The sequence below is a fragment of the Nocardia sp. NPDC003269 genome, from assembly GCF_042888005.1.
Taxonomy (GTDB): Bacteria; Actinomycetota; Actinomycetes; order Mycobacteriales; family Mycobacteriaceae; genus Nocardia.
The window spans coordinates 370,020-393,681 of the sequence record NZ_JBIAPA010000004.1; the positions used below are offsets into that span (position 1 = coordinate 370,020).

Sequence of the window (23,662 nt, forward strand, 5' to 3'; positions counted from 1 at the left end):
TGCGATTCACGGTGTACTCGAAGGCACGGGGCGCACGCCCCACCGCCACGATCGAAACAGGGAGTCCACCGTGTCGCAGTCCCCCGCCACCGCCACCGACCCGCAGCCGACCGAATCCGGCACTCGCCGTGCGCTTGTCGTGCTCTCCCACCATCGCCGCGACTCGCTGACCGCGCACATCGCCGACCTGTCCGTCGCCCGGCTCGTCGCCGGCGGCTACGAGGTCGACCTGCTCGACCTGCACGCCGAGGGTTTCGACCCGCGGATGACCGTCGCCGATCAGCCCGATTGGGGTCATCGGGACAAGGAGTACTCCGCCGAGACCGAGGCCCACATGCGGCGGCTGCTCGCCGCCGACGTGGTCGTGGTGGTGTTCCCGGTCTACTGGCAGAGCCCGCCCGCGATCCTCAAGGGCTGGATCGATCGGGTCTGGAACTACGGCTTCGCCTACGGCCGCAGCAAGCCCCGGCTCGCCGGCAAGCGCGTGCTGTGGGTCGGTCTGGCCGGTGCCACCGCCGACGACGCGATCGTCCCCGGCATGCAGGCGGTGCTCGAGGGCCTGCTCAGCGACGGTCTGGCCTACTACAGCGGCTTCGCCGACTCGCGGGTGCGCCTGCTGCCCGATGCCGAGGAGCAGCCGCAGTCGCTCGACGCCGAGGGCAATCTGCTGATCGGCGAGGCGATCAGCGGCGACGCGCGCACCGCGCACTACGCCGCGTTCGACGCGACGGCCGCCGGCTTCGTCGACGAGTTCCTGGCCGCCCAGCTGGTCGACGCCTGAGCCCCCGGCGACCGGGTGGTGACGGCGAGGTCACCACCCGGTCGGCCGGTCCCGGCTCGCGATCGAGCGAGCCGCCTCGTCGTCACAGCCCGGTGAGCGTCCGCCGCAGCACACCGAAGAGCTCGGTGGGGTTGCCGGACTCGACCGCCGCCTTGTCGATCAGATCGATGGCGGCGGCGGTGAATTCGTCGCTCTGCTCCTGCACGAAGTCGGCCGGGGTGTCGATGCCCACCGCGTGCTGGGTGAGCAGGGTCGCCATGGCCTGGAGGAACGGGGCCATCAGCCCGGCCAGCCGCTCGGCGGTGCCGCCGGTGCTGCGGACCATCGCGCCGCCCTGCTGGAACGCGGCGAACATCGCGTACATGCCGCCCAGGATCGAGACGTCGTACATGGCCGCCGCGCCCAGGTCGGCGCCGACGAACTCGGCCGAGCCGAACAGCTCGAGCACCGGGCGGTACCGCTCGAACGCCGCGCTCGCGCCGCTGTACAGCACGAACGCGCCCGGTCCGCCGATCATCGACGGCACCGCCATGATGCCGCCGTCGATCAGCTCGACCCCGTCGGCCGCGGCCCAGCGGCCCAGCGCCCGCGCCTGTTCCGGCGTGGTCGTGGTCAGGTTCACCACGGTGCGCCCGCGCAGCGACGCCGCCGCGGGCTCGAGGTGTTCGCGCGCCGCCGCGTCGTCGAGCACGCACAGGATCACCAGATCGGCCGCCGCCAGCGCCTCGGCGGAGGTCGCCGCGAGCACCGCGCCCTCGGCCACGAGCGGCTGCGCCCGCGCCGGGGTGCGGTTCCACACCGTCACCTGGTGACCGCCCGCCAGCAGCGCCCGCGCCAGCACGGTGCCCATCGCGCCGAGCCCGATCACCGAAACCCGCTGTGCCGTCGCCGAGTTGGTCATTGTTCCCCTTGGTTCGCAGCTCCCGTTGCCGGTCGGCAACGCCCTCCCAGATTCGCCGGTAGCGGTACACTGCACAAGTACCGACTATCAAGTCCAATACTCACCAAAAAGTAAGTAAGGCGACCATGAAGCAGCGAGAGCGTCCGTATTCGTGCGGGATCGATGCCGCGCTCGACGTCGTCGGCGGCAAGTGGAAGGCGCTGATCCTGTGGGCGCTGTCCACCGGCACCCAGCGCTTCGGCGACCTCAAACGGCTGGTCCCCGGCGTCACCGAGAAGATGCTGATCCAGCAGCTGCGCGAGCTCGAGCACGACGGGATCGTGCACCGGGAGATCTACGCGCAGGTGCCCCCGAAGGTCGAGTACTCACTCACCGACCTGGGGGTCTCCCTGAACGCGGCACTTGTCACGCTCGGCGCGTGGGGCACCGCGAACATGGACCACATCTGCGAGGTCAAAGGCGTTGCCGCGCCGGCGCACTGACCGAGCGCGAGTACATGGGTAACTCCATGTACTCGCAAGGGTCTAGCGTGCGATGAACGGCGTTGTCAAGGTTGGCGGTGTTGGGTGTCGTTGGTTCGGTAGGTTGTAGGTTTCCCTGATCAGCGGATGCACCGCGAGTTCGGCAGCTGTGGCTGTGATATCGGCTACTTGCGTTGGGGTGCGTGAGTGGCGTTGGTTGACGTCGGCCGTTATGTAGCGGGTTTGATTACAAGCTGCGACGGTTGGCCAGCAGTATCGCAGGAGGGTACGTCTACACCGCCGCGACAAAGGACGGTGACGTTCCTGTGAGGCAGCGCGACGGCGTGCTGATGCTGGGGGCTGGCGCGCTCGCCGAAGCCGAGCTGACCGCGAGCGGCGACGAAGAGGTTCTCGCACAAGACGGTACCGACGATCACATCTGCGCCTACTGGGAGAAGCAGATGTCCGACGCATTCCGGTACCGCGAGCATCGACGCCCGGCCGACTAGTCTGCACTGGTGCGAGTCGGTTGCCGGGTTCGGTGCCTTCGAAGCTGGCAATCACGGGCGCTGGCCCCGGTGTCGTGACCGGTAGCGTGGGCTGCGATCCGAGGCTGCATTAGTAGGGCTGCTGGATCTGGCCAGTAGTCGCTACGGACTATGTGCGTGGAACGAGCGCCGATGGTCGGCACGACTCAAAGACTTTCCTTAGCTGTCTATTTCGATGAGGTGCGGCAGATCCAAGGACTTCGGGCCGAATACGAGGGCTGTGTCAACGCCAGCGTTTTTGAGCGCGCGTGCAACGAACTTCAGTGTTCCGGTACTGCGGTATCCGTCACTAGCTCTTCGGAAGACTGCTTCGGCAAAGTCTTTCGCGGGTTGTTCCAGCGGTTCGGGCCACGGCACAAGCAGGTCGGCGAGAAGTTCGTCATATCGGCCTCGATACAACGTCGCGAACATCTCGATAAGGATCCACTGTTCCTCGCGCATCCAGATCCTCACCATGAGTTCAACTCCGACTTTCTCGCGTCGACGGAGAGGCAGAGGCTCGACGAATGCCCATAACACTCTCCAGTCGGGCCGTGAGAGCGTCTCCTGGTTTTGCCGCCCGCGCTGCTGCTGAACAGTCACTATTGGCGTGACCTCGTCGATCAGGGCGAGGATGGCCTCGGCTGACATCGAACGGAGGGCGAAGTTCACCAGGGCCGTTGTTGACTCGCGGGTGGGATCTTGCAGGAACTCCTGCACGAACATCTGGATGACATCAGAGTAGTCCCGCTCGAAAAGTGTCGCCGTGGCGGTTTCCGCACCGCCGAGCGTCCGAACAGCCTCGTCATGGATGGCGAGGGCCTCATCTACCGGGCGCATGGCCAGCGCGACGCGCAACATTCGGGCACCACGCACGAATCTCGGCTCGGGACGAACCCTGGGCAGGGTGCGCTCCGGATGAAGAAATCGATCACCCAAAGGCCGCTGGAACCGCGAGGGCCGCGAGGGCTGGGGTGCGGACATCAGTGCGGAGGCGATCTGCACGACGTGCGCGGTCTGCTTCTGCAAAGCGAGTGCGTCCCACATCCGTGCTGAACCTTCGATCCAGCCGAATCGCCACATGGTATCTGCGAGGAGGATGACCTCGCGCGCCGGACGAGTGTGTGCGGTTGTCGTGATTCTGCTGTCGTTGGCGTCGTGAGCTTGGATCAGCTGCCGGGCAGTGGCTTCGGCCCAGGCAAGCACATCGGCGGGAACGTCGTTGATCATCTCCCACCACAGCCGCGGCGATCTCGTGCTCGGATCGGAGTTGCCGGGCGGTTGGATCGAGCTACTGCTGGAGTTGATCGTGGCGAGGATGGACATCGCCTCGTTCAATTGGTTGGTGATCGTGATGGTCGTCGAGACCGCGTGGTCGTGGACGTCGTCGATGCTGTCGAGCATGAACTCGGGATCGACAAGCTGATTCATGGTGTTGACCGTGCTTGCCGTGTTGTCGGAATCGACATCGGCGGCGGCTGCCTGCTGAAGTTGTTGCATATCTCGATGCAGCTGTCGAGCTAGTGTCACCGAACTCGCCAAGACCTGCACCGCGAGGCCACGCTGGGTCTCGGCGGCGGCAAGATCCCGTTCGGTGTCATCGTGACGAGTACGGGTCTGGGCGAGTTCTGTGTCGAGTGATCCCATCCGAACTGTGTCGACGGGGTAAGCGGCAGCGAGCGCGTTTCGCTCGCGCGTTAGGTGGTCGATCTCGTTGAGCAGGATCAGCACCCACGGTGACAATGCCGCAGCCAGCGCGCTCGATGAACGCAACGCGAGCTCGGCGTGCGCGCGGGCCGTCCGCGCAGCAGTGAGTTGGGTTTGCTTGGCGTGGAGTCTTTCATGCAGGTCCACAGCAGTGCGCTGAAGATCGATGACCGCGCTGGTGAGCGACCCCTGGGAGGTCTTGGCGTCGACCACGACCGGTGGTGTGTGAGAGTTCTGTGCGATCTCCCATTTCGTTCTGGCCTGCCGGAGATACTGCGGGCGTTTACGCCTGAGCTCGGCGAGGTCGGTGCAAGCCAGAACCACGTCCTCCACGAACTCCCACGTCAACCCAACACCGGCCAGCCGGTTTCCGATCGTGGCCTCTGCAAGCTGAGTCCTGAGACCAACCTGTAGGTCCTTGCTTGTCAGTCCCGCCTCGACCATTAGATCTCGAAGCAATCGCGCAGTCGCATTCATCTCCGCGGTCTCCCCGCGCATCCGTCCACGTTTGCGTCCAGGGCGAGAAGACTGACTGCCCGTCATCTACCTGCACCTTCGCTCGGATCTCCATGGAAAATCTATGGTTCTCCATCGCCGACTTGCAGCGACGAAAACGACTGCGGTGGAGAACAATCTGCGACTCCAATCTAGCCGGGCAAACCGCACCACGAGCGAAAGGTAGTGCTGTGGCCCAGCAAGAAGACCACGAGAACTCGCCAACGTCCCGGCTTCGACGATGGCTCGAAGCAACTCCCACCGAGCGCATCGCCACAGCGTTCGAGCTAGCGGAACTGACTCTGCGTGTTCTGGGGTTCGGGGATCTCGCCGATGTCCTCCAGGCCGTGGCGATCATTCTGAGGTTGGTGGGCAAGCCTGCCGTCCGCGCAGTCGTCGTGGCGACGTGGCGACTCGCGTTGGTGGCATACCAGCGATTGCGTGACGGCATGCGGTGGGTCGGCAGCTGGGCGGTTAGGTGGCCGCGCAAACGCTGACGAAGTAGTAACTGGTTACTGCCCAGTGCCGGGCTTCCGTCATGATCCGGGGCCTGACGCACGCCAGGTGGGGCTGAGCAAGTTGCTCAGCCTCACCTGGCGCTTACTCGTTTCACACGTGAAGTCGATCTGAAGCGGCTGCTGCCGGGGATGACCGAGAAGATGCTGATCCTGATCCAGCAGCTCCGCGAGCTCGAGCACGACGGGATCGTGCACCGGGAGATCTACGCGCAGGTGCCCCCGAAGGTCGAGTACTCACTCACCGACCTGGGGGTCTCCCTGAACGCGGCGCTGGTCACGCTCGGCGCGTGGGGCACCGCGAACATGGACCACATCTGCGAGGTCAAAGGCGTTGCCGCGCCGGTGCATTGACCGAGCGCGGCCAGCCGCTCAGCTCCAGGTCCGGCCGGTGATGCGCTCGTAGGCCTCTTCGTACTTGCGCCGGGTCGCCTCGACCACGTCGGTGGGGATCTCCGGGCCCGGGTACTCCTTGTTCCAGCCGGTGGAGGTCGACCAGTCGCGCACGAACTGCTTGTCGAAGGAGCGCTGGGCACGGCCCGGCTCCCATTCGTCGGCGGGCCAGAAGCGCGAGGAATCGGAGGTCAGCACCTCGTCGCCGAGGGTGAGCACGTCACCGTCCCAGCCGAATTCGACCTTGGTGTCGGCGACGATCACGCCGGCCTTCGCCGCGTGCTCGGCACCGCGCGAGTAGATCTCGAGGGTCAGGTCGCGCAGCCGCTCGGCGACCTCGCGGCCCTCCTGGTTCACCACGTCGGCGAAGCTGATCGCCTCGTCGTGCCCTTCGGCGGCCTTGGTGGAGGGGGTGAAGATCGGCTCGGGCAGCTTGTCGCCGTCGCGCAGCCCCGGCGGCAGGGCGATGCCCGACACGGTGCCCGACTGCAGGTACTCCTTGAGCCCCGAGCCGGTCAGGTAGCCGCGCGCGATGCACTCGACCTGCACCATCTTCAGCGGCTTGACCCGGATACCGCGCCCGGCGAACTCGGCGGGCACGTCGGTGGCCGAGACCACGTGGTTGGGGATGCCGGTGAAGTATTCGAACCACCAGTTCGACAGCTGCGTCAGCAGCGCGCCCTTGTCCGGGATCGGGGTCGGCAGCACGACGTCGTAGACCGAGACGCGGTCCGAGGCGACGAGCAGCAGGGTGTCGCCGTCCTCGTAGAGGTCACGAACTTTCCCGGCGTGCACATGCTTCAACGTCGAGCCTCCGAATCCTGGGTGCGGTTTGCCCGGAACTCTACCGGCAGCCCCGCACCCCGATCGGGCCTGGTCACCGCGACGCGAGGCCGGTCACATTCCGTCGCGGCGCGCTCTCGTCACCGGTGGTCCGGTCACGCGCTCGCGCGGTCGCCGTCGTTGCGGCGGAAGGTCCGGCGGTAGGCCAGCGGGGCGACGCCGATCGCGGTCTGGAAGTGCTGGCGCAGCGAGGTTCCGGTGGCGAAGCCGACCCGGCCCGCGATCTGCTCGACCGACAGCTCGCTGGCCTCGAGCAGGTCGCGGGCGCGCACCACGCGCTGCTGGGTGAGCCAGCGGCCGGGGCTCAGGCCCACTTCGTCACCGAAGCGGCGGGCGAAGGTGCGGCTGCTCATGCCCGCGTGCCGGGCGAGGTCGGCCATGGTCAGCGGTAGCGCCAGGTTCTCCAGGGCCCAGTGCCTGGTCGCGGCGGTGCTGGCCATCGCCGGATCGGGGACGGGCAGGTCGATGTACTGCGCCTGCCCACCCTCGCGCCACGGCGGCACCACGCAGCGGCGCGCCACCTCGTTGGCCACCGCGCTGCCGTGATCGGCGCGCACGATGTGCAGGCACAGGTCGACCCCGGAGGCCGCGCCCGCCGAGGTCAGGACATCGCCGTCGTCGACGAACAGGACGTCCGGGTCGAGCCGCACCAGGGGAAAGTGCCTGCGGAACAACGCGGCCATGCGCCAGTGCGTGGTCGCGGGCCTGCCGTCGAGCAGGCCAGCCGCGGCCAGGACGAACGCGCCGGTGCAGATCGACACGATGCGCGTGCCGGGCCGGATCCGTGCGAGCGCGCCCCTGGTCACCGCGCCGAGCCCGGCGAGCGCCTCGGTGATGTCGGACGCGGGGATCACCACCGTGTCGGCGGTCGCCAGCAGTTCGGGCCCGTGCTCGACGGCGATCCGGAAGTCGGCGCAGGTCCGCACCGGCCGCCCGTCGACGGAACAGGTGAGCACCTCGTAGCGGTCGTCGATGGTGCCGAAGACGCGCTGCGGGGTGCCGAGTTCGAACGGGTAGACGCCGTCGAGCGCCAGGACCACCACACGATGCATGGCACGATTCTATCGGATGATGACTTTCATGCCATTTCCCCGGCGGCCGCCACCCGGCACCGTTGACCCCATGACCGACACCATGCGCGCCATCAGTCAGGACACCCTCGGCGGACCCGAGGTGCTGCGCGAGATCGAATTGCCCCGTCCCACACCCGGTCCGAGCGAAGTCCTGGTTCGGGTGCACGCGGCGGGCCTCAACCCCACCGACTGGAAACACCGGGCGCGGTCCGGGTTGTTCCTGCCCCCGCCGCCGTTCGTCCTCGGGTGGGATGTCTCGGGCACCGTGGCGGCCGTCGGGGTGGGCGTCACCCTGTTCGCGCCGGGTGACGAGGTGTTCGGCATGCTGCCCTACCCGCACGGCCACGGCTCGCTCGCGGAGTACGTCACCGGTCCGGCCAGGGCCTTCGCGCGCAAGCCGAGCCAGGTCGACCACACCGTGGCCGGGGCGACACCACTGGCCGCGCTCACCGCGTGGCAGGCCCTGGTCGACACCGCGCGGGTCGCGGCGGGACAGCGGGTGCTGATCCACGCGGCGGGCGGCGGCGTGGGACATCTGGCGGTGCAGATCGCGAAGGCCCGCGGCGCGTACGTGATCGGGACCGCGAGCACCGCCAAACACGAGCACCTGCGCGAACTCGGCGCCGACGAGCTGATCGACTACCGGACCGTGGATTTCGCCACGGCCGTCACCGACGTGGACGTCGTGCTGGACACCCTCGGCGCGGCGAACGCCCGCCGCTCCCTTCCGACGCTGCGGCCCGGTGGCGTGCTGGTCACCATCCTGCCGACCGGCGACGCCGACCTGCGCGCCGACGCGGACCGCCGTGGGGTGCGCTACGCCGAACTGCTGGTGGAGGCCGACCACGCCGGGATGAGCGCGATCGCCGAGCTGCTCGCCGCGGGCACGCTGCGCCCGACCATCGCCGGGGTGTTCCCACTGGCCGAGGCGGCGAAGGCGCACGCGCTCGGGGAGACGGATCGGACGCTCGGGAAACTCGTCGTCACGGTGCGCTGACCGATCGGCGCCGCCACCAGCGGGTGGCGGCGCAGACGGCGCGCGGGTGGCGGGAAACTCGTGAGCGGTGCTCGACGGCAAGTGGCATTGTGGACGCTGATGTGCGCTCCGGTGCCGACCGGAACGCCGAGCCGTGCCGTGTTCGTCGACGACGAAGGAGATCTATGTCCGCCCCGAATCTCACCCGCGACCAGGCGGTCGAACGCGCCGCGACGGTGGCCGTGCAGAACTACCGGATCGAACTCGACCTCACCGACCAGCCGCGAAGCGCGGGCTCGGAAGTGTCGGACACCTTCGGTTCGAAGACCACGGTCACCTTCACCGCCACCCCCGGCGCGAGCACGTTCATCGACCTGGTGGCGCCGCGGGTGCGCTCGGCCGTGCTGAACGGGACCCCGCTGGACATCAGCGACTACGACGAGTCGACCGGGATCACGCTGCCCGAGCTGGCCGCGACCAACGAGCTCGTCGTCGAGGCGGACTGCGAGTACTCGCACACCGGTGAGGGTCTGCACCGCTTCGTCGACCCGGCCGACGACAACGTCTACCTGTACTCGCAGTTCGAGACCGCCGACGCCAAGCGGATGTTCGCCTGCTTCGACCAGCCCGACCTCAAGGCCACCTTCGACATCGTCGCCACCGCGCCCGGTGACTGGCGGGTCGTCTCCAACGGCGCGACCGCCGAGGAGCACAAGGTCGGCGCGGTGGTGCGGCACACCTTCGCGACCACTCCGAAGATGAGCACCTACCTGGTCGCCATGATCGCCGGCCCGTACGCCACCTGGACCGACGCCTACACCGACGGCCACGGCGAGATCCCGCTCGGCCTGTTCTGCCGCGCCTCGCTGGCCGAGCACATGGACGCCGAGCGCCTGTTCACCGAGACCAAGCAGGGTTTCGCCTTCTACCACGACAACTTCGGCGTGCCGTACGCCTTCGGCAAGTACGACCAGCTGTTCGTGCCGGAGTTCAACGCGGGCGCGATGGAGAACGCGGGCGCGGTCACCTTCCTCGAGGACTACGTGTTCCGCTCCAAGGTGACCCGCGCGTCCTACGAGCGCCGGGCCGAGACCGTGCTGCACGAGATGGCGCACATGTGGTTCGGCGACCTGGTCACCATGAAGTGGTGGGACGACCTGTGGCTCAACGAGTCGTTCGCGACCTTCGCCTCGGTGCTGTGCCAGGCCGAGGCCACCGAATACACCAGCGCCTGGACCACGTTCGCGAATGTGGAGAAGTCCTGGGCCTACCGCCAGGACCAGCTGCCCTCGACCCACCCGATCGCCGCCGACATCCCCGACCTGCACGCGGTCGAGGTCAACTTCGACGGCATCACCTACGCCAAGGGCGCCAGCGTACTCAAGCAGCTCGTCGCCTACGTCGGGTTGCAGCCGTTCCTGGCCGGGCTGCGTGCCTACTTCGCCGAACACGCCTACGGCAACGCCACCTTCGACGATCTGCTCGCCGCGCTGGAGCAGGCGTCGGGACGTGACCTGTCGGATTGGGGCGCGCAGTGGCTCAAGACCACCGGCCTGAACATCCTGCGCCCGGACTTCCTCGTCGCCGCCGACGGCACGTTCGCGAGTTTCGCCGTGGTGCAGGAGGGCGCCGAGCCCGGTGCCGGTGAGCACCGCGTGCACCGCATCGCGATCGGTGTCTACGACGACGTCGACGGCAAGCTGGTGCGCACCCACCGCGTCGAGCTCGATCTCGACGCGACCGGGCGCACCGAGGTGCCGGAGCTGGCCGGGGTGCCGCGCGGTCAGCTGGTGCTGGTCAACGACGACGACCTCACCTACTGCTCGCTGCGCCTGGACCCCGACTCGCTCGACGTGGTGGTGCAGCGCGTCGGTGACATCGCCGATTCGCTGCCGCGCACGCTGGCCTGGTCGGCGGCCTGGGAGATGACCCGTCAGGCCGAGATGAAGGCCCGTGATTTCGTCGCGCTGGTGCAGCGCGGGATCGGCGCGGAGTCCGAGATCGGCGTGGTGCAGCGGCTGCTCATGCAGGCCGCCACCGCCATCTCCAGCTACGCCGAGCCGGGGTGGGCCGAGCAGGAGGGCTGGCCCGGCTTCGCCGACCGGCTGCTCGAGCTGGCCCGCGCGGCCGAGGCGGGGTCGGACCATCAGCTCGCCTTCGTCAACGCCCTCACCGGCGCGAAGCTGGAGCCGCGCCACACCGGCGTGCTGACGCAGCTGCTCGACGGCGATGCCGCGGCGGCCGGGCTGGCCGGGCTCACCATCGACACCGACCTGCGCTGGCGCGTCGTCACCGCGCTGGCGGCGTCGGGGCGGATCGACGCCGACGGGGTCGACGCGCCGACCATCGACGCCGAGCTGGCGGGCGACCCGACCGCGGCGGGCAAGCGTCAGGCCGCCGCGGCGGCCACCGCGCGGCCGATCGCCGAGGTGAAGGCGCAGGCCTGGAACACGGTGATGGGCGACGATTCGGTGCCCAACATCACCGCCCGCGCCATCGTCGGCGGCTTCGCGCCCGCCGGGCAGGGCGCGTTGCTCGCGCCGTACGTGGACAAGTACTTCGCCGACATCCCGGCGGTGTGGGAGCGCAGGTCCAGCGAGGTCGCCCAGACCGTCGTCATCGGCCTGTACCCGCACTGGGCCATCAGCGAGGACGCGGTCGCCAAGGCCGACGAGTTCCTGGCGGGCGATCACCCGCCCGCCCTGTACCGCCTGGTCTCCGAGGGCCGCGCCGGGATCGAACGGTCGCTGCGCGCACGCGAATTCGACGCCAAGTAGGTGACACCAGGACAGGCCCCGATCCCCCGCGGATCGGGGCCTGTCGTGTTCTCGCTGTGGCTCAACACATTTCGCCACGTCGGCGGATCCGGCGGGTAGGCTCCGACCCGGGGGATCACCTCCATGTCGGTCTTCGAAGGAGAAGCGGGATGGAAACCATCGCTGTCGAACGGGTGATCGCGGCGCCGATCGATCAGGTCTTCGACTGGTGCGCGACCACGACGAACTACGAGCGCTCGTTCTGGGTGCTGCGCAACCGGCTGGCCCACCCCGGTCAGGGCGCGCCGTACGGGGTCGGCGCGATCCGGCGGCACACCTGGCTGATCGGCCACCTCGAGGAACGGATCACGCGCTACGACCCGCCGTTCTCGTTCGACTACCTGGTCACCCGCAGCGTTCCGCCGTCACGGCACGAGGGCGGCACCATGACCTTCACGACCGTGCCGGGCGGCACGCGGGTCGTCTGGACGACCACCATGGAGGCGAAGGTGCCGCTGCTCGCCGGACCGGTCACGCGCAGGCTGGCGGCGCCGGTGGTCGCCAGGATCTTCGGGCAGATCCTCGACATCTGCGCGAAGGAGCTGACCGTGGCCGAGCCGACCGCGGGCTGATCCAACGCCACCCCGGCGGGCCGCCTCTGCTGCTGTGAGCGGATCTGCCGGGAGCAGCAACGGCGGCGAAACCCGGTGCGCGCGAGGCACCGTGGACGCATGGCACACGACGACAAGACCCCGATGTTCAGCTGGCGAGCCCGCGAACAACTGTTCGGCCGCCGCATCCTCGTGCTCGACGGCGCGCTCGACGACGACAACGGCACCCTGCTGATCACCCAGCTGCTCACGCTGGCCGCGCAGAGCCCCGAGGCCCCGATCTCGCTGTGGATCCACTCCCCCGGCGGCTCGGTGCCCTCGATGCTCGCCATCCGCGACGTGATGCGGCTGGTCCCGTGCGAGGTCTCCACCCTCGCCCTCGGATTGGCGTGCAGCGCTGGGCAATTCCTGCTCTCCTCCGGCACGCCGGGCCGCCGGTTCGCGCTGCCGCACGCCCGCATCCTCATGCACCAGGGCTCGGCCGGCATCGGCGGCAGCGCCGTGGAGGTCGAGGTGCAGGCCGACGATCTGCGCTACACCGTCGACACCGTGCTCGGCCTGATCGCCGCCGACACCGGCCAGCCGTTCGACCGGATCTACGAGGACTCCCTGCATGACCGCTGGTTCACCGCCACCCAGGCCAAGGACTACGGCTTCATCGACCACATCGTCGAATCCTTCGACCAGGTCGTCCCCAACCGCCACCGCATCGGCATCACGGCCTGAGCCACGGTTCTCGCAGAGGAGATTTCTCATGACCAGCTACACCATCCCCAATGTCGTGTCCCAGCATCGCGGCGGTGAACGGATCACCGACATCTACTCGCATCTGCTCAGCGAGCGGATCGTCTACCTGGGCACACCCATCGATTCCGGGGTCGCCAACGCGCTGATCGCCCAGCTGCTGCACCTGGAATCCGACAGCCCCGGCCAGCCGATCAGCCTCTACATCAACTGCGAGGGCGGCGACCTGTCCGCCATGCTCGCCGTCTACGACACCATGAGTTTCATCAAGGCGCCCGTGCACACCACCTGCGTCGGCCAGGCCATCGCGGTCGGCGCCGTGCTGCTGGCCGGTGGCGCGGCCGGGCATCGCGCGATGCTGCCGCACACCCGGATCGTGTTGCACCAGCCCGCGACTCGCGGCCAGGGCACCATCCCGGACCTGATCCTGCAGGCCGACGAGATCGTCCGGATGCGGGCGGCCATCGAGGCCATCCTGTCCAAGCACACCGGGCAGACGCCGGAGACCCTGCGCCGCGACACCGACCGGGACCGCGTGTTCACCGCCGAGACGGCGCTGGAATACGGCCTGGTCGACCGCGTATTGCACGAGCGGGAGTGATCGCCGGGCTCACTGCTTTTCGATGCGGTCCAGGTAGGCCCGGCGCACCGTGTCGTCGACCCGGGTGATCGCGGCGTCGTCGTGGGCGGCCTTGCGGAAGACCCGCATCACCGGCTCGGGCACCAGCCCGGCGGCATCGGCCATCAGCCCGACATACGACGGCACCGCGATCTCCGCGGCCCTGGACTTCACGCTGCGGACCACGGCGGCGGCGATGTCCTCGGGATCGACGGCGGGCAGGATGCCGTAGTCGATGCCGGAACTGAGTTCGGTGCGCACCGCCGAGGGCAGCACCGCGCTCACGCTCACGCCGGTGGCGTCCATCTCCAGCCGGGTCGCCGCGGTCAGCCCGACCACCGCGAACTTGCTGGCGTTGTAGACCGCCAGGCCCTTGATCGGGAACTTGCCCGCGAGCGAGGCGACATTCACCACGTGGCCGTAGCCGCGCTCGACCATGCCCGGCAGGGCCAGCCGCATCCCGTGGATGACGCCGTAGACGTTGACGTCCATGGTGAGCTGGTCGATCCGGTCGGCCTGCTCGAGGAAGGCGCCGTTGGGCATCACGCCCGCGTTGTTCACCAGCACGTCCAGCGGTGCGCCGCGCCAGGTCTCGGCGGCCGCGAGGAACGCCGCGTAGGAGCCCTTGTCGGTGACGTCGAGGACATGGCCCATCGCCCGGTCGCCGAGTCCGTCGGCGGCCTGCACCGCCAGCGTCTCGTCGAGATCGCCGAGCGCGACATAGGCGCCCTTGGCGGCGAAGGCCGCGGCGGTGGCGAGACCGATGCCGCGCGCGGCGCCGGTGATCGCGACCAGCGCGCCGTCCAGATCAATCCGTGGGTAGCTCATGCCGGTACCGCCATCTCGTCGTCGTGGGTGATGCTGAAGTCGTCGGGGTCGAAGGCGCTGACCCGGCGGGTCAGTTCGCCGGTGGACCAGGGCCAGCTGAAACTGTTGCGGCCGTTGGCATCCAGGTAGTAGCTCTGGCAGCCGCCCGCGTTGTAGACGGTGCCGGTGAGCGCGGCCTGCACCTGGTCGACGTAGCGGGCCTGGACCTCGGGGCGCACGTCCAGGATCGCCCAGCCGCGGCGCCGGGCACTCGCGATCGCCGAAACCAGGAAGTCGACCTGCGCCTCCAGGATGGCGAAGGCCGAGGAGTGGCCGGTGCCGAGGCTGGGACCGAGCACGGTGAACGCGTTCGGGAAACCGGTGGTGACGGTGCCGAGGTAGGCCTCGGGCGAGCCCTGCCAGTGCTCGGCCATGGTGCGGCCGTCGGCGCCGCGCACGATGTCGGCCAGCGGGGTGTCGAGGATGTGGAAGCCGGTGCCCAGGATGACGGCGTCGACCTCGGCGGTGCTGCCGTCGGCGCCGAGCACGGTGCTGCCGCGGAACTCGGCGACGGCGGTGGCGTGCACGTCGACGTTGTCCTGGGTGAGCGACTGGAGGTAGCTGTTGGAGAACAGGATTCGCTTGCAGCCGAGCAGGTAGTCGGGGGTGAGCTTGGCGCGCAGCTGCGGATCGCGCACCACCGCGCGCAGATACGCCGAGCCGACCTTCTGCACGGTCTGCATCAGCGGCCGCGGATTGCGGAACGCCACACCGAGGGCTTCCATCAGCCCGTACTCGACCGAGCGCAACGCCTTGTGCGCGAACGGCAGCCTGCGCATCACCCGCTTCTCGACGGCGGGCACCGGATGGTCGAGCTTGGGCAGTACCCACTGCGCGGTGCGCTGGAACAGGTGCAGCTCGGCGACCTCGGGCTGGATGGCGGGCACGAACTGCACCGCCGAGGCGCCGGTCCCCACCACGGCGACGCGCTTACCGCGCAGGTCGTAGTCGTGGTTCCAGCGCGCGGAGTGGAAGACCTCGCCGGGGAACTCGGCCAGGCCGGGGATGTCGGGGAAGCGCGGTTCGTTCCACGGGCCCGCGGCCGAGACGACGAACCGGGCGGTCAGCTCCCCGGTACTGGTGTCGAGGCGCCACCGGCGGTCGGTGTCGTCCCAGCTCGCGCCGAGCACTTCCACGCCGAAGCGGGTGCGCGCGGCCAGACCGTTGTCGCGGGCGACCCGGTCGACGTAGGCGAGGATCTCGGGCTGGGTCGCGAACAACCGCGACCATTCGCTGTTGGGCGCGAAGGAGAACGAGTACAGGCCCGAGGGGACGTCGCAGGCGCAGCCCGGATAGGTGTTGGCGCGCCAGGTGCCACCGAAGGTCTCGGCCTTCTCGAGGATCACGACGTCCTCGACGCCCGCCTCGGCGAGCTTGATGGCGGCGCAGATGCCCGAGATACCCGCACCGATCACGACCACGTCGTGGTGACTCATACGTTTTCTCCTTCGACAGCGGATGTCCGGATCGCGTCGGCGACCCGGGCGGGGACGGCCCGGTGGGCGGCGGCCAGGGTGGCCGGACGCCGGGCGGAGTCCATGAAGTTGGCGCCCATGGCCGCGAGTTCGGCGGGGCCGGGCTCGACCCGGATCACCCGGGTGCCCCGCGCGCGCAGCAGCGCCACCTCGCGATCGAGGCCGCGCGTCATCTGGGCGCGCAGCAGTCGTTCGACCCGGCTCAGTCCGGTCGCGGGCGCGCCGCCCTCGGTGGTCATCGGCGCGACGACCACCACCTCGTCGAGGTCCAGCGGGGCCAGCAGGTCGGCCGACACCGAGGACACCGCGCCACCGTCGACAAACGGGCGGCCACGCACCGGCACCGGCGGGAACCAGCCGGGGATGGCCCAGGAGGCGGCGATGGCGGTCCCGAGGTCGACCGTCGGCGCGCTCGGTGACCCGAAGGCGACCCGCTCGCCGGTGCGCGGGTCGGCGGCGACCAGCCAGGTCGCCGGATGGTCGACCCACCCGCCGCGCGGGGTCAGCGCCCGGCCGAAGACGCGCAGCCAGTCGGCGTCACCGCGGCCCTTGGGCAGCAGTCCGGCCAGCGCGGTGTAGACCGATCCGCCGCGCACACCGGCGCCGATCAGCCCGAGACCCGGCAGTCCGAGGGCGGGTACCGGCGGCGTCATCCCTGGGTCGACGGCCACATGCCGGGCCAGGACCGGATCGGCACCGGGCGCGCCGTCGAGCGCGGCGAGCAAGTCGGCCGGGGTTCGGCCCGCGCCGAGCGCGGCGACGATCTCGGCGCCCGCGGAGGTGCCGATCAGTACGTCGGCGGTGCGGACATCCCAGCCGAGTGCCTGTTCGACGGCGTCGAGGGCGACCGCGGTCCAAGCGAAGCCGAGGATGCCGCCGCACCCGATGGCGAGGCCACGTCGTGTAGTCATAACTCGGATACTAACGGTATTTGAATTCCAGCGGTACCCCGACTTGCTACACTTTTGCCGTGGCCGCCCGGATGACACGTAAGGAATCGCACGCTCAGACCCGCGAACGACTGGTCGAGACCGCCAAGCGACTTTTCCTCGCGGACGGCTACAACGTGACCTCCCTCGAGAAGGTGGCCGCCGAAGCGGGCTTCTCCAAGGGCGCCGTCTACTCGAACTTCGCCACCAAGCACGAACTGGGCCTGGCCGTGATCGATGTCGTGCACGTGGAACGCGCGCACTCGCTCAGCGAGGCGGTCATGAGCCACGACACGATGACCGAGCGGATCGAGGGGTTCGCGCGCTGGGCCGACGAGAACATCGGTGATGTCGGCTGGACGGCGCTCGAGGTCGAATTCGCCACCAGCACCCGGCACATGCCGGAGGTGCGCACCGAACTGGCGGCGCGCAGGCGGTCGATGACCGCGGTACTCGGCTCGCTGATCCAGGTCCAGGCCGACGAGATGGGCTTCGAGCTGCCGATCTCGGCCGACGACGCCGCCGTGCAGCTGCTCTCGCTCGGTATCGGTCTCGGCGTGCAGCGCGCGATCGACCCCGAGATGCCGGTCAGCGCGCTGGTCGACCTGCTGCGCAGCCTGCTCGAATCGGTCCGGACGGCGTAACCGCCCGGCTCAGGCCACCATGAGCACGGCGTTCGGCGCGAACGAGTTCTGCACGGGCGCGGGCTGCGCGTGCGTACCGATACCGCGGTCACCGCCGAGGACGACGGCCCTGGCCGGGACCCGGCCGCGCAGCGACTCGGCTACCTGGGCGACCAGATCGCTCAGCGAGGTGTCGAGCGCGCCGGCCAGCGCCGCGATCATCTCGCTGGACGGCTCCTTGCGGCCGCGCTCGACCTCGGACAGGTACTGCGGGGAGATACCGGCGCGACCGGCGGTGTCGACGAGCGTGGAGCGTTGCTCGAGCCGCAGGGTGCGCAGCCGCTCACCGAGGGCTTCGCGCCACAACGGTTCGGGGCGCGGCCGCCGTTCGCCGCGTCCGCCCGGAATCACCCGCAACCCGCTGTGTTCGCCCATACGTCGAGCGTAGGGACACCGGTCCCGACACACCCGGTTCTTCTGCTGTGGGCGTAACTCAGCGGGTGATGCCGAAGCGGGTGTCCACCCAGCCGAGCGCGTCGGTGAAGGACGCCGCCACGATGCCGCTGTGGTCGACGTCGTCGTACTTGCGGTAGTCGACGGACTGGCCGTTGAGCTGCTGCTCGGCCACCATCGCGTCGGTCGACTTCAGCGGCACGGTCATGTCGGAGCGGCCCTGCAGGACCAGCACCGGCGCCGCGAACCGCAAGGCGCTGGGATCGTTGTCGTCGAGGACCCGCAGCAGGCCGGACAGATCACCGTCCTTCGTGAACACGTCCTTCGCCGAGAGCCCGCCCCACTTGCTCCGATCCCGCAGTCCCGCGGTGCATTCGGAGTCGGCGAGCGGCAGCATCGAGACCGCGCGCCCGGTGAGGAACCGGCCGGGATCGACATCGGTGACGGTCTGCGCGCCGCGCACCAGCAGCGGCACGTACAGCGAGACGTCCCCGGTGCCGAGCTTGCCGAGCGGATTCGACACCGCCCACTTCGCCATCCTGATCTGTTCACCCAGGTGCGAGGCGGGTGCCAGCGCGACCGCGCCCAGCAGTTCCGCGCCGGGCGCCCACCCGCCCGCCGCGCTCGCGGCGAACAGGGCGGCGTGCCCACCCTGCGAATGCCCCATCGCCACCCAGCGGGTGCCGACGGTCCGGTCGACTTCGCGTGCGGCCGTGGCGATATCGCTCATCGCCCGCTGTTCGGTCTCGCCGATCAGATAGCCGTGGTTGCCCGGCGTGCCGAGGCCGAGATAGTCGGTTCTGGCCACGGCGTAGCCCTTGGCGACCCAGCGGGCCTGGTCGTCCCGGCCCGGCGACGACCCCTCGGTACGCGAGGGCGCGCACGCGTCGGCGACGCCGTTGGTGCCCGGCGCCCACGACAGCAGCGGCCAGCCGCCCGCCGGTGGCGTCCCCTCCGGCACGGCGAGCGTGCCCGACACCGCGACGGGTCGGCCCTGTGCGTCGACCGATCGGTAGAGGACCAGGAAGTTGCGGGCGCCCGGCACCGCCTGCGATCCGGTGACCGGTTGTGTCCGGATCACCGACCCGTGCGGGCCCGGAATCGATTCCGCGGGTGGCGAATAGAAGTCCGACCGTGGCGCTCCCACGACCTCGGCCGCGCTCGCCGTGTCCGGCGCGCAGGCCGCGGTGGACCAGGCCAGACAGGCCACCGCGGCGGCCGTGATCACCCGGGCGATTCCCGTCTGCATGTTCCCCCCACTGCCACCGAACGGCCGCCACGCGCGACCGGTAAACCACCGATCAGGTTACTCGATGCCGCGTGGACGGCCGGGCGCCGCACGTCGCCCGGCCGTCCGTCGGGCTCAGCGCAAAGTCCGGCCGAGGAAGTCGCGGATCAGCGCGGCGATCTCCGGTCCGTGCGTCTCCAGGGCGAAATGGCCCGCGTCGAACAGGTGCAGTTCCGCGTCGGGCAGGTCGTTCAGGTAGGCGCGGGCACCGTCGGCCCCGAAGATCTCGTCGTGCTCACCCCAGGCGATCAGGGTCGGCGGGCGATGCTCGGCGAAGTACTTCTGGAACGCGGGATAACCGTCGAGGTTGTTCTTGTAGTCGAAGAACAGCTGGAGCTGGATCTCCTTGTTGCCCGGGCGATCCAGGTAGGCCTGGTCGAGAGTCCACGTGTCCGGGCTGACCAGCGACAGCCGGTCGGCCGGAACACCGTGTGTGTACTGCCATTTCGTGGCGTCGAGCTCGAGCAGCTTGCGCACCTCGGGTTCATGGGTGACGCGGTCGGTCGCGTGCGCGAACAGCACCTCCCAGAACGGCGTGAAGCCCTCCAGGTAGGCGTTGCCGCTCTGGGTGATGATCGCGGTGACCCGGTCCGGGTCGCGCGAGGCGATGCGCAGGCCGATGGGGGCGCCGTAGTCCTGGATGTAGATCGCGAAGCGATCGATGCCGAGGGTGTCGAGCAGGCCGAGGGTGATGTCGGTGAGCGCGTCGAAGGTGTAGTCGAACTCGTCGACACCCGGCGCGGCCGACTGGCCGAAGCCCAGGTGGTCGGGCGCGATGACGTGGTAGTCCTCGGCGAGGACCGGGATCAGGTTGCGGAACATGGCCGAGCTCGTCGGGAAGCCGTGCAGCAGAAGCACAGTGGGACGGTCCGGGTCGCCCGCTTCGCGGTAGAAGACGGTGTGCCCCTGGATCTGGACGGTGTTGTGCCGGATCTGGCTCATGATGGATCTCTCTTTCTCGGTTTTTCAAACGGTGACCGGTTCGCGGCGGCGAACCGGAGTGATCAGGGCCGCGGCGGCGACGGTGAAGACCAGGCCGAGCGCGAAATAGCCGCGGTAGCTGTCGGTGACTGCGTGCACCGCGGTGGCCACGGCGAGGCCGGTGGCGGCGGCGAGCTGGTGGATCACCCAGGCCGGGGCGAGCGTGCGGCCCATCCGGGCCGGGTCGAGGCCGCGCGAGAGGATCGCCATGGTCAGCGGGATGACCGGGAACGAGGCGATGCCGAACAGCACGGCCACCACGACCAGCACCTGCGGGCCGGGGACGAATACGGCGGGCAGCAGGGCGGCCAGGCGCACCGAATACAGCACCCGCAGCAGGGATTCCGGCGGATAGCGCCGCAGCAGGCGCACCATGGCGGCCGAGGTGAGCCCGGCCGCGAGGGCAGCCAGGGCGACGAGCCTGCCCGCGCCAGCCACCGACCAGCCCTGCTCCACCGCGTGCTTGGGCAGCATCAGCACGACCACGTACAGGGTCGCCGCGTGTAACCCGAAGGACACCAGCACTTTCCACCGATCGGCCAGCGACTCCCCGGCACCGGCGACGGTCGCCGCCCGCTGATCCGTCGGTAGCAACCGCCACAGCACGGCGGTCGCGGCCAGGCCGATCGTGCCGAGCAGCGCGAAGGTGCCGCGCACGCCGATCGGCTCGAACAGCGCCGTGGCCGCCCACGGCGTGATCAGCTGACCCAGGTTGATGCCGATCGCCGCGCGCGCCATGGCGGGTCCGGCCTGCGCACCGTGCGCCCGGCCGAGCAGGGTGGTCACGGTCAGCGTCGAGGAGGACGCGAAGCCGAGGCCGCCGAGCACCATGTAGGCCGCGACGAACTGCCAGGTCTCGGTGACCGTGGCCAGCACCAGGTAGCTGCTCGAGATCAGGGTGAGCCCGCCGATCAGCACGAGCTTGGGCCCGAACAGGTCGAGCAGCCTGCCGATGCCCTGCTGCGCCAGCCCGGTGACCGCGGTGCCCAGCGCGGCGGCGACGGCCAGCGCTGTCGCCGAGACGCCGTACGCGGCGGCGGTCGGCGCGAAGAACACGCCCATCGTGAAGTTCAGGCCGAACGACACGGTCATCGCGGCGAGTCCGGCCCAGGCGAGATGTTCACGTCGCATGCCGTCACCTCCTATCTTCGGAATCGCTTCGTAGGCGGCCGATCTCGGCTTCCAGTTCGCCGATCCGATCCCGCAGGACCTGCATCGCCTCCGCGACCGCCGCGCGCGGGAACAGCGGCGGAATGTGCTGGCGGCAGTTCCAGTCGAATGCCTCGACCTCGATCAGCACCGCGCGCTCGACCCGCGCCGGGTATCCCTCGATCGTGAGCGCGGCGATCAGGCCCGGATCGTCGGCGGCCTCGACCACCCGCGCCCGGCCGAAGATCTTCATCCGCGTCTGCGTGGCGTAGTCCATCAGGAACAGCGAGACCCGGTCGTCGTGGTCGAGATTGCCGCGGCTGATGTACTGCTTGTTGCCGCGGAAATCGGCGAAGCCCAGCGTGCGCTCACCGAGGACCTTCAGGAATCCCGGTGCGCCACCGCGGTGCTGGATGTAGGGCCAGCCGGTCTCGCCGACCGTCGCCAGGTAGAAGCTGTCCCGCTCGCCGATGAACCAGGCCTCGTCGGGCCCGATCCGGTCGGCGACCTCGGGCACCTGCGCCATCCGCTCGTAGCTGCCCAGGCTGCCGTGCGCGCGCTGATGCGCACGCACCAGCGGAGTGAACGCGACCTGCGCGTAGTGCCCGGTCACGACTACCCCTTCGCCCGTTCGATTTTCCCGGTGAGCGCGGCGAGCAGGCCCCCGAGCAGCTCGATGGTGGTCTCGTCGACGAGGGTGCCCGCGTCGTCGAAACGCTCGTGCGACCGGAAGGCGATCACCTCCGGCTTCACCACCACATCGCTCTCGGTCCAGACGAAGACCTGCCGCAGCGCCAGTTGCGCTCGGACCGAACCGAATTGCGTTGGCGCGGCGCCCATGATCGCGACCGGCTTGCGCAGCAGCGGGAGCCCTTCGGTCCCGGTCCAGTCGGTGCTCACCCAGTCGATGGCGTTCTTGAGCACGCCGGGGATCGAGTAGTTGAACTCCGGGGTCGCGATCAGCACGCCGTCGGCGGCGGCGATGCGGCGGCGCAGCTCGGCGACCGCGCGCGGACGCTGCTGCGGGGTGTCGAGGTCCTGGTCGTACGGCGGGATCTCGCGGAGTCCGTCGTAGATCTCGATGTCGAGGCCGGCGCCGAATTTCTGGGCGGCGCGGAGCAGGGCGGTGTTGTGCGAGTCGGCGCGCAGGCTGCCCGACAGCGCGAGGACGGTGTGGTTGCTCATGGGATCGCTCTTCCGGTTCGTGAGGATGGCTGCCATCGCTCTAACCATCTAACAACAGATAGAAGGTTAGACCGGAGGTGTTTGATTCCCGGTTCGGGGAAAAACTTTCGGATGCGCGACAGAACGCCTTCGCGGCGTACTCAGAACCTACGGCGCGGGCGGGGTCACGTCGGCGGACCGCCGACGCCGCGCAGCGGACTTTCCGCGCCAGCCCGTCCGGCCGGAAATTCGGTTGGGGCGCCACGACCGCCGTGGACTAGCATCCGCTGGTGATCGACAGCACCATCCCGGTACGCACCGCCCGGCTGATCCGGGCGACCGCGCGGGAGGTCGGGGTCACCGAGGCCGAGCTGCGGCATCTGCCCGGCCCCGACCCCGCGGGCATCGCCGACGGACTGTCCCGCATCCCCACCGAATCGACCTGGCGCATCTGGGAACTCGTCCACGCGGTCGGCGGTCCCGGCGCCGGGCTGCGCGCGGGCGCGGCCGCCGAGCGCGGACAGCTGCTCGAATGGGACTACCTGTTCACCAGCGCGCCCACCCTGGCCGAGAGCGTCCGCGCCGCGTTCGATCTGCGGGCACTGGTCACCGATCCGGGCGTCGGCTGGACCGTGCGCGAGGACGGCGGACTCCTGGTCCTGCGGTTCGACGCGATCGAGCCGGATCCGCTGCTGGCTCCGGTCGAGGACTTCGTCCTGACGACGGTGCTGCGGCGGATGCGCGAGGCCACGCGCACGGCGATCACGCCGGTGCACGTCGCGCTCAGCCGGCGCGCGCCCGCCACCCGGCAGCATCTCGTCGACGTCTTCGGCACCCGGCGGATCGACTTCGGCGCCCCACGCGCCCAGCTGACCTTCCTCGACGTCGCCGCGCTGCCCACCGGCACCGACCCGCAACTGGGCGCCCTGGTGCGGCGGCACGCCGAGCTCGCCCTCGCCAACTCCGGTCCCGTCCCCACCTACCGGGAAGCGCTGCGCGCCGCGATCCTCGACGAACTCGCCGCGGGCGAGCTCGAACTCCCCGCCGTCGCGGCCCGCTTCGCCGCCAGCCCCCGCACCTTCCAGCGCAGGCTCGCCGAGGCGGGCACCACCTGGCGCGACGAAGTCGACGCCGCCCGCCGCGAGCGCGCCGAAGCGCTCCTGCGCGAGTCCGACCTCCCCGTCCAGTCCATCGCCGCCCGCCTCGGCTACAGCGACGCGCGGACCCTGCGCCGCTCCTTCCAGCGCTGGACCGGCCAGAGCCCGGACACCTTCCGGCGGGCCGCCGGGCCGGGAAACACGAACGGCGCGTTCACCCGAAGGTGAACGCGC

24 protein-coding genes are annotated in these 23,662 nt (G+C 69.6%); 11 read left to right on the forward strand and 13 right to left on the reverse strand.

Annotated features, from left to right (window positions below; all coding sequences use genetic code 11):
* Positions 1 to 70: 70 nt before the first annotated feature.
* Positions 71 to 781, forward strand: a complete 711-nt coding sequence (locus ACFYWJ_RS29980) for an NAD(P)H oxidoreductase (RefSeq protein ID WP_355277039.1) — start codon at positions 71 to 73, stop codon at positions 779 to 781.
* Positions 782 to 863: 82 nt separating this feature from the next.
* On the opposite strand, the gene ACFYWJ_RS29985 is transcribed toward ACFYWJ_RS29980, so the two are convergent.
* Positions 864 to 1,757 (reverse strand): NAD(P)-binding domain-containing protein, encoded by an 894-nt coding sequence (locus ACFYWJ_RS29985; RefSeq protein ID WP_355277037.1) that lies wholly within the window; start codon positions 1,755 to 1,757, stop codon positions 864 to 866.
* A gap of 50 nt (positions 1,758 to 1,807) precedes the next feature.
* On the opposite strand from ACFYWJ_RS29985, the gene ACFYWJ_RS29990 reads away from it, so the two are divergent.
* A complete protein-coding gene (locus tag ACFYWJ_RS29990) occupies positions 1,808 to 2,164 on the forward strand; it encodes a helix-turn-helix domain-containing protein (RefSeq protein WP_355277034.1) in 357 nt (118 codons plus the stop codon).
* Positions 2,165 to 2,406: 242 nt separating this feature from the next.
* Positions 2,407 to 2,652 carry a hypothetical protein gene (locus tag ACFYWJ_RS29995; protein WP_355277031.1) on the forward strand — a complete coding sequence of 82 codons (246 nt, stop codon included), beginning with the start codon at positions 2,407 to 2,409 and terminating at the stop codon, positions 2,650 to 2,652.
* 198 nt (positions 2,653 to 2,850) lie between these two features.
* Here ACFYWJ_RS29995 and ACFYWJ_RS30000 read toward each other — a convergent pair whose 3' ends face one another.
* Positions 2,851 to 4,920, reverse strand: a complete 2,070-nt coding sequence (locus tag ACFYWJ_RS30000) for a hypothetical protein (protein WP_355277029.1) — start codon at positions 4,918 to 4,920, stop codon at positions 2,851 to 2,853.
* A 545-nt stretch (positions 4,921 to 5,465) separates the two neighbouring features.
* On the opposite strand from ACFYWJ_RS30000, the gene ACFYWJ_RS30005 reads away from it, so the two are divergent.
* The gene (locus tag ACFYWJ_RS30005) at positions 5,466 to 5,741 is read left to right on the forward strand and encodes a winged helix-turn-helix transcriptional regulator (protein WP_387163110.1); all 276 of its coding nucleotides are present in this window, start codon (positions 5,466 to 5,468) and stop codon (positions 5,739 to 5,741) included.
* 18 nt (positions 5,742 to 5,759) lie between these two features.
* Here the strand turns inward: ACFYWJ_RS30005 and ACFYWJ_RS30010 are convergent, their stop codons facing one another.
* Both ACFYWJ_RS30010 and ACFYWJ_RS30015 read right to left on the reverse strand, forming a co-directional pair.
* On the reverse strand, positions 5,760 to 6,584 hold the full coding sequence (locus ACFYWJ_RS30010; RefSeq protein WP_355277027.1) for a phosphoribosylaminoimidazolesuccinocarboxamide synthase: 825 nt from the start codon (positions 6,582 to 6,584) through the stop codon (positions 5,760 to 5,762).
* Between the two features lie 134 nt (positions 6,585 to 6,718).
* On the reverse strand, positions 6,719 to 7,675 hold the full coding sequence (locus tag ACFYWJ_RS30015; protein WP_355277026.1) for a helix-turn-helix domain-containing protein: 957 nt from the start codon (positions 7,673 to 7,675) through the stop codon (positions 6,719 to 6,721).
* Between the two features lie 70 nt (positions 7,676 to 7,745).
* Here ACFYWJ_RS30015 and ACFYWJ_RS30020 point away from each other — a divergent pair, with 70 nt between their 5' ends.
* From ACFYWJ_RS30020 to ACFYWJ_RS30040, 5 genes are all read left to right on the forward strand, one after another.
* On the forward strand, positions 7,746 to 8,693 hold the full coding sequence (locus ACFYWJ_RS30020) for an NADP-dependent oxidoreductase (RefSeq protein ID WP_355277024.1): 948 nt from the start codon (positions 7,746 to 7,748) through the stop codon (positions 8,691 to 8,693).
* Between the two features lie 164 nt (positions 8,694 to 8,857).
* Complete coding sequence (gene pepN, locus ACFYWJ_RS30025) at positions 8,858 to 11,449, forward strand: aminopeptidase N (RefSeq protein ID WP_355277022.1); 2,592 nt, start codon at positions 8,858 to 8,860, stop codon at positions 11,447 to 11,449.
* A 149-nt stretch (positions 11,450 to 11,598) separates the two neighbouring features.
* Positions 11,599 to 12,060, forward strand: a complete 462-nt coding sequence (locus ACFYWJ_RS30030) for an SRPBCC family protein (RefSeq protein WP_355277020.1) — start codon at positions 11,599 to 11,601, stop codon at positions 12,058 to 12,060.
* 99 nt (positions 12,061 to 12,159) lie between these two features.
* Complete coding sequence (locus tag ACFYWJ_RS30035) at positions 12,160 to 12,765, forward strand: ATP-dependent Clp protease proteolytic subunit (protein WP_355277019.1); 606 nt, start codon at positions 12,160 to 12,162, stop codon at positions 12,763 to 12,765.
* Positions 12,766 to 12,793: 28 nt separating this feature from the next.
* The gene (locus ACFYWJ_RS30040; RefSeq protein ID WP_355277017.1) at positions 12,794 to 13,384 is read left to right on the forward strand and encodes an ATP-dependent Clp protease proteolytic subunit; all 591 of its coding nucleotides are present in this window, start codon (positions 12,794 to 12,796) and stop codon (positions 13,382 to 13,384) included.
* A gap of 9 nt (positions 13,385 to 13,393) precedes the next feature.
* On the opposite strand, the gene ACFYWJ_RS30045 is transcribed toward ACFYWJ_RS30040, so the two are convergent.
* From ACFYWJ_RS30045 to ACFYWJ_RS30055, 3 genes are read right to left on the reverse strand one after another with little or no spacing between them, the layout of a single operon-like run.
* A complete protein-coding gene (locus tag ACFYWJ_RS30045; protein WP_355277015.1) occupies positions 13,394 to 14,230 on the reverse strand; it encodes an SDR family oxidoreductase in 837 nt (278 codons plus the stop codon).
* Positions 14,227 to 15,705 carry an NAD(P)/FAD-dependent oxidoreductase gene (locus ACFYWJ_RS30050; RefSeq protein WP_355277012.1) on the reverse strand — a complete coding sequence of 493 codons (1,479 nt, stop codon included), beginning with the start codon at positions 15,703 to 15,705 and terminating at the stop codon, positions 14,227 to 14,229. Before ACFYWJ_RS30050 ends, ACFYWJ_RS30045 begins: the two co-directional genes overlap by 4 nt.
* On the reverse strand, positions 15,702 to 16,655 hold the full coding sequence (locus tag ACFYWJ_RS30055) for a patatin-like phospholipase family protein (protein WP_355277010.1): 954 nt from the start codon (positions 16,653 to 16,655) through the stop codon (positions 15,702 to 15,704). The genes ACFYWJ_RS30050 and ACFYWJ_RS30055 overlap by 4 nt, the downstream gene beginning before the upstream one ends.
* A gap of 59 nt (positions 16,656 to 16,714) precedes the next feature.
* On the opposite strand from ACFYWJ_RS30055, the gene ACFYWJ_RS30060 reads away from it, so the two are divergent.
* Positions 16,715 to 17,317: a TetR/AcrR family transcriptional regulator gene (locus tag ACFYWJ_RS30060; protein ID WP_355277007.1), complete on the forward strand. Its 603-nt coding sequence runs from the start codon at positions 16,715 to 16,717 to the stop codon at positions 17,315 to 17,317.
* Between the two features lie 9 nt (positions 17,318 to 17,326).
* On the opposite strand, the gene ACFYWJ_RS30065 is transcribed toward ACFYWJ_RS30060, so the two are convergent.
* From ACFYWJ_RS30065 to ACFYWJ_RS30090, 6 genes are all read right to left on the reverse strand, one after another.
* Positions 17,327 to 17,731, reverse strand: coding sequence for a helix-turn-helix transcriptional regulator (locus tag ACFYWJ_RS30065; RefSeq protein ID WP_355277005.1), 405 nt, complete (start codon positions 17,729 to 17,731; stop codon positions 17,327 to 17,329).
* Positions 17,732 to 17,789: 58 nt separating this feature from the next.
* Positions 17,790 to 18,998 carry a lipase family protein gene (locus tag ACFYWJ_RS30070; RefSeq protein WP_355277002.1) on the reverse strand — a complete coding sequence of 403 codons (1,209 nt, stop codon included), beginning with the start codon at positions 18,996 to 18,998 and terminating at the stop codon, positions 17,790 to 17,792.
* 114 nt (positions 18,999 to 19,112) lie between these two features.
* Complete coding sequence (locus ACFYWJ_RS30075) at positions 19,113 to 19,979, reverse strand: alpha/beta hydrolase (protein ID WP_355277000.1); 867 nt, start codon at positions 19,977 to 19,979, stop codon at positions 19,113 to 19,115.
* Positions 19,980 to 20,003: 24 nt separating this feature from the next.
* Positions 20,004 to 21,149 (reverse strand): MFS transporter, encoded by a 1,146-nt coding sequence (locus ACFYWJ_RS30080; protein ID WP_355276997.1) that lies wholly within the window; start codon positions 21,147 to 21,149, stop codon positions 20,004 to 20,006.
* Between the two features lie 4 nt (positions 21,150 to 21,153).
* Positions 21,154 to 21,780, reverse strand: coding sequence for a pyridoxamine 5'-phosphate oxidase family protein (locus ACFYWJ_RS30085; protein WP_355276995.1), 627 nt, complete (start codon positions 21,778 to 21,780; stop codon positions 21,154 to 21,156).
* A gap of 2 nt (positions 21,781 to 21,782) precedes the next feature.
* Positions 21,783 to 22,352 carry an NADPH-dependent FMN reductase gene (locus tag ACFYWJ_RS30090; RefSeq protein WP_355276994.1) on the reverse strand — a complete coding sequence of 190 codons (570 nt, stop codon included), beginning with the start codon at positions 22,350 to 22,352 and terminating at the stop codon, positions 21,783 to 21,785.
* A gap of 269 nt (positions 22,353 to 22,621) precedes the next feature.
* Between ACFYWJ_RS30090 and ACFYWJ_RS30095 the strand changes: the two genes are divergently transcribed.
* A complete protein-coding gene (locus ACFYWJ_RS30095) occupies positions 22,622 to 23,656 on the forward strand; it encodes a helix-turn-helix domain-containing protein (RefSeq protein ID WP_355276992.1) in 1,035 nt (344 codons plus the stop codon).
* Positions 23,657 to 23,662 lie beyond the last annotated feature (6 nt).

Coding starts and splice junctions, on each gene's coding strand:
- ACFYWJ_RS30015 (WP_355277026.1), bottom strand. CDS start 7,675: ATGCATCGTGTGGTGGTCCTGGCGCTCGACGGCGTCTACCCGTTCGAA.
- ACFYWJ_RS30075 (WP_355277000.1), bottom strand. CDS start 19,979: ATGAGCCAGATCCGGCACAACACCGTCCAGATCCAGGGGCACACCGTC.
- ACFYWJ_RS30080 (WP_355276997.1), bottom strand. CDS start 21,149: ATGCGACGTGAACATCTCGCCTGGGCCGGACTCGCCGCGATGACCGTG.
- ACFYWJ_RS30070 (WP_355277002.1), bottom strand. CDS start 18,998: ATGCAGACGGGAATCGCCCGGGTGATCACGGCCGCCGCGGTGGCCTGT.
- ACFYWJ_RS30045 (WP_355277015.1), bottom strand. CDS start 14,230: ATGAGCTACCCACGGATTGATCTGGACGGCGCGCTGGTCGCGATCACC.
- ACFYWJ_RS30040 (WP_355277017.1), top strand. CDS start 12,794: ATGACCAGCTACACCATCCCCAATGTCGTGTCCCAGCATCGCGGCGGT.
- ACFYWJ_RS30050 (WP_355277012.1), bottom strand. CDS start 15,705: ATGAGTCACCACGACGTGGTCGTGATCGGTGCGGGTATCTCGGGCATC.
- pepN (WP_355277022.1), top strand. CDS start 8,858: ATGTCCGCCCCGAATCTCACCCGCGACCAGGCGGTCGAACGCGCCGCG.
- ACFYWJ_RS30055 (WP_355277010.1), bottom strand. CDS start 16,655: ATGACTACACGACGTGGCCTCGCCATCGGGTGCGGCGGCATCCTCGGC.
- ACFYWJ_RS30035 (WP_355277019.1), top strand. CDS start 12,160: ATGGCACACGACGACAAGACCCCGATGTTCAGCTGGCGAGCCCGCGAA.
- ACFYWJ_RS30030 (WP_355277020.1), top strand. CDS start 11,599: ATGGAAACCATCGCTGTCGAACGGGTGATCGCGGCGCCGATCGATCAG.
- ACFYWJ_RS29990 (WP_355277034.1), top strand. CDS start 1,808: ATGAAGCAGCGAGAGCGTCCGTATTCGTGCGGGATCGATGCCGCGCTC.
- ACFYWJ_RS30090 (WP_355276994.1), bottom strand. CDS start 22,352: ATGAGCAACCACACCGTCCTCGCGCTGTCGGGCAGCCTGCGCGCCGAC.
- ACFYWJ_RS30000 (WP_355277029.1), bottom strand. CDS start 4,920: ATGACGGGCAGTCAGTCTTCTCGCCCTGGACGCAAACGTGGACGGATG.
- ACFYWJ_RS30020 (WP_355277024.1), top strand. CDS start 7,746: ATGACCGACACCATGCGCGCCATCAGTCAGGACACCCTCGGCGGACCC.
- ACFYWJ_RS30065 (WP_355277005.1), bottom strand. CDS start 17,731: ATGGGCGAACACAGCGGGTTGCGGGTGATTCCGGGCGGACGCGGCGAA.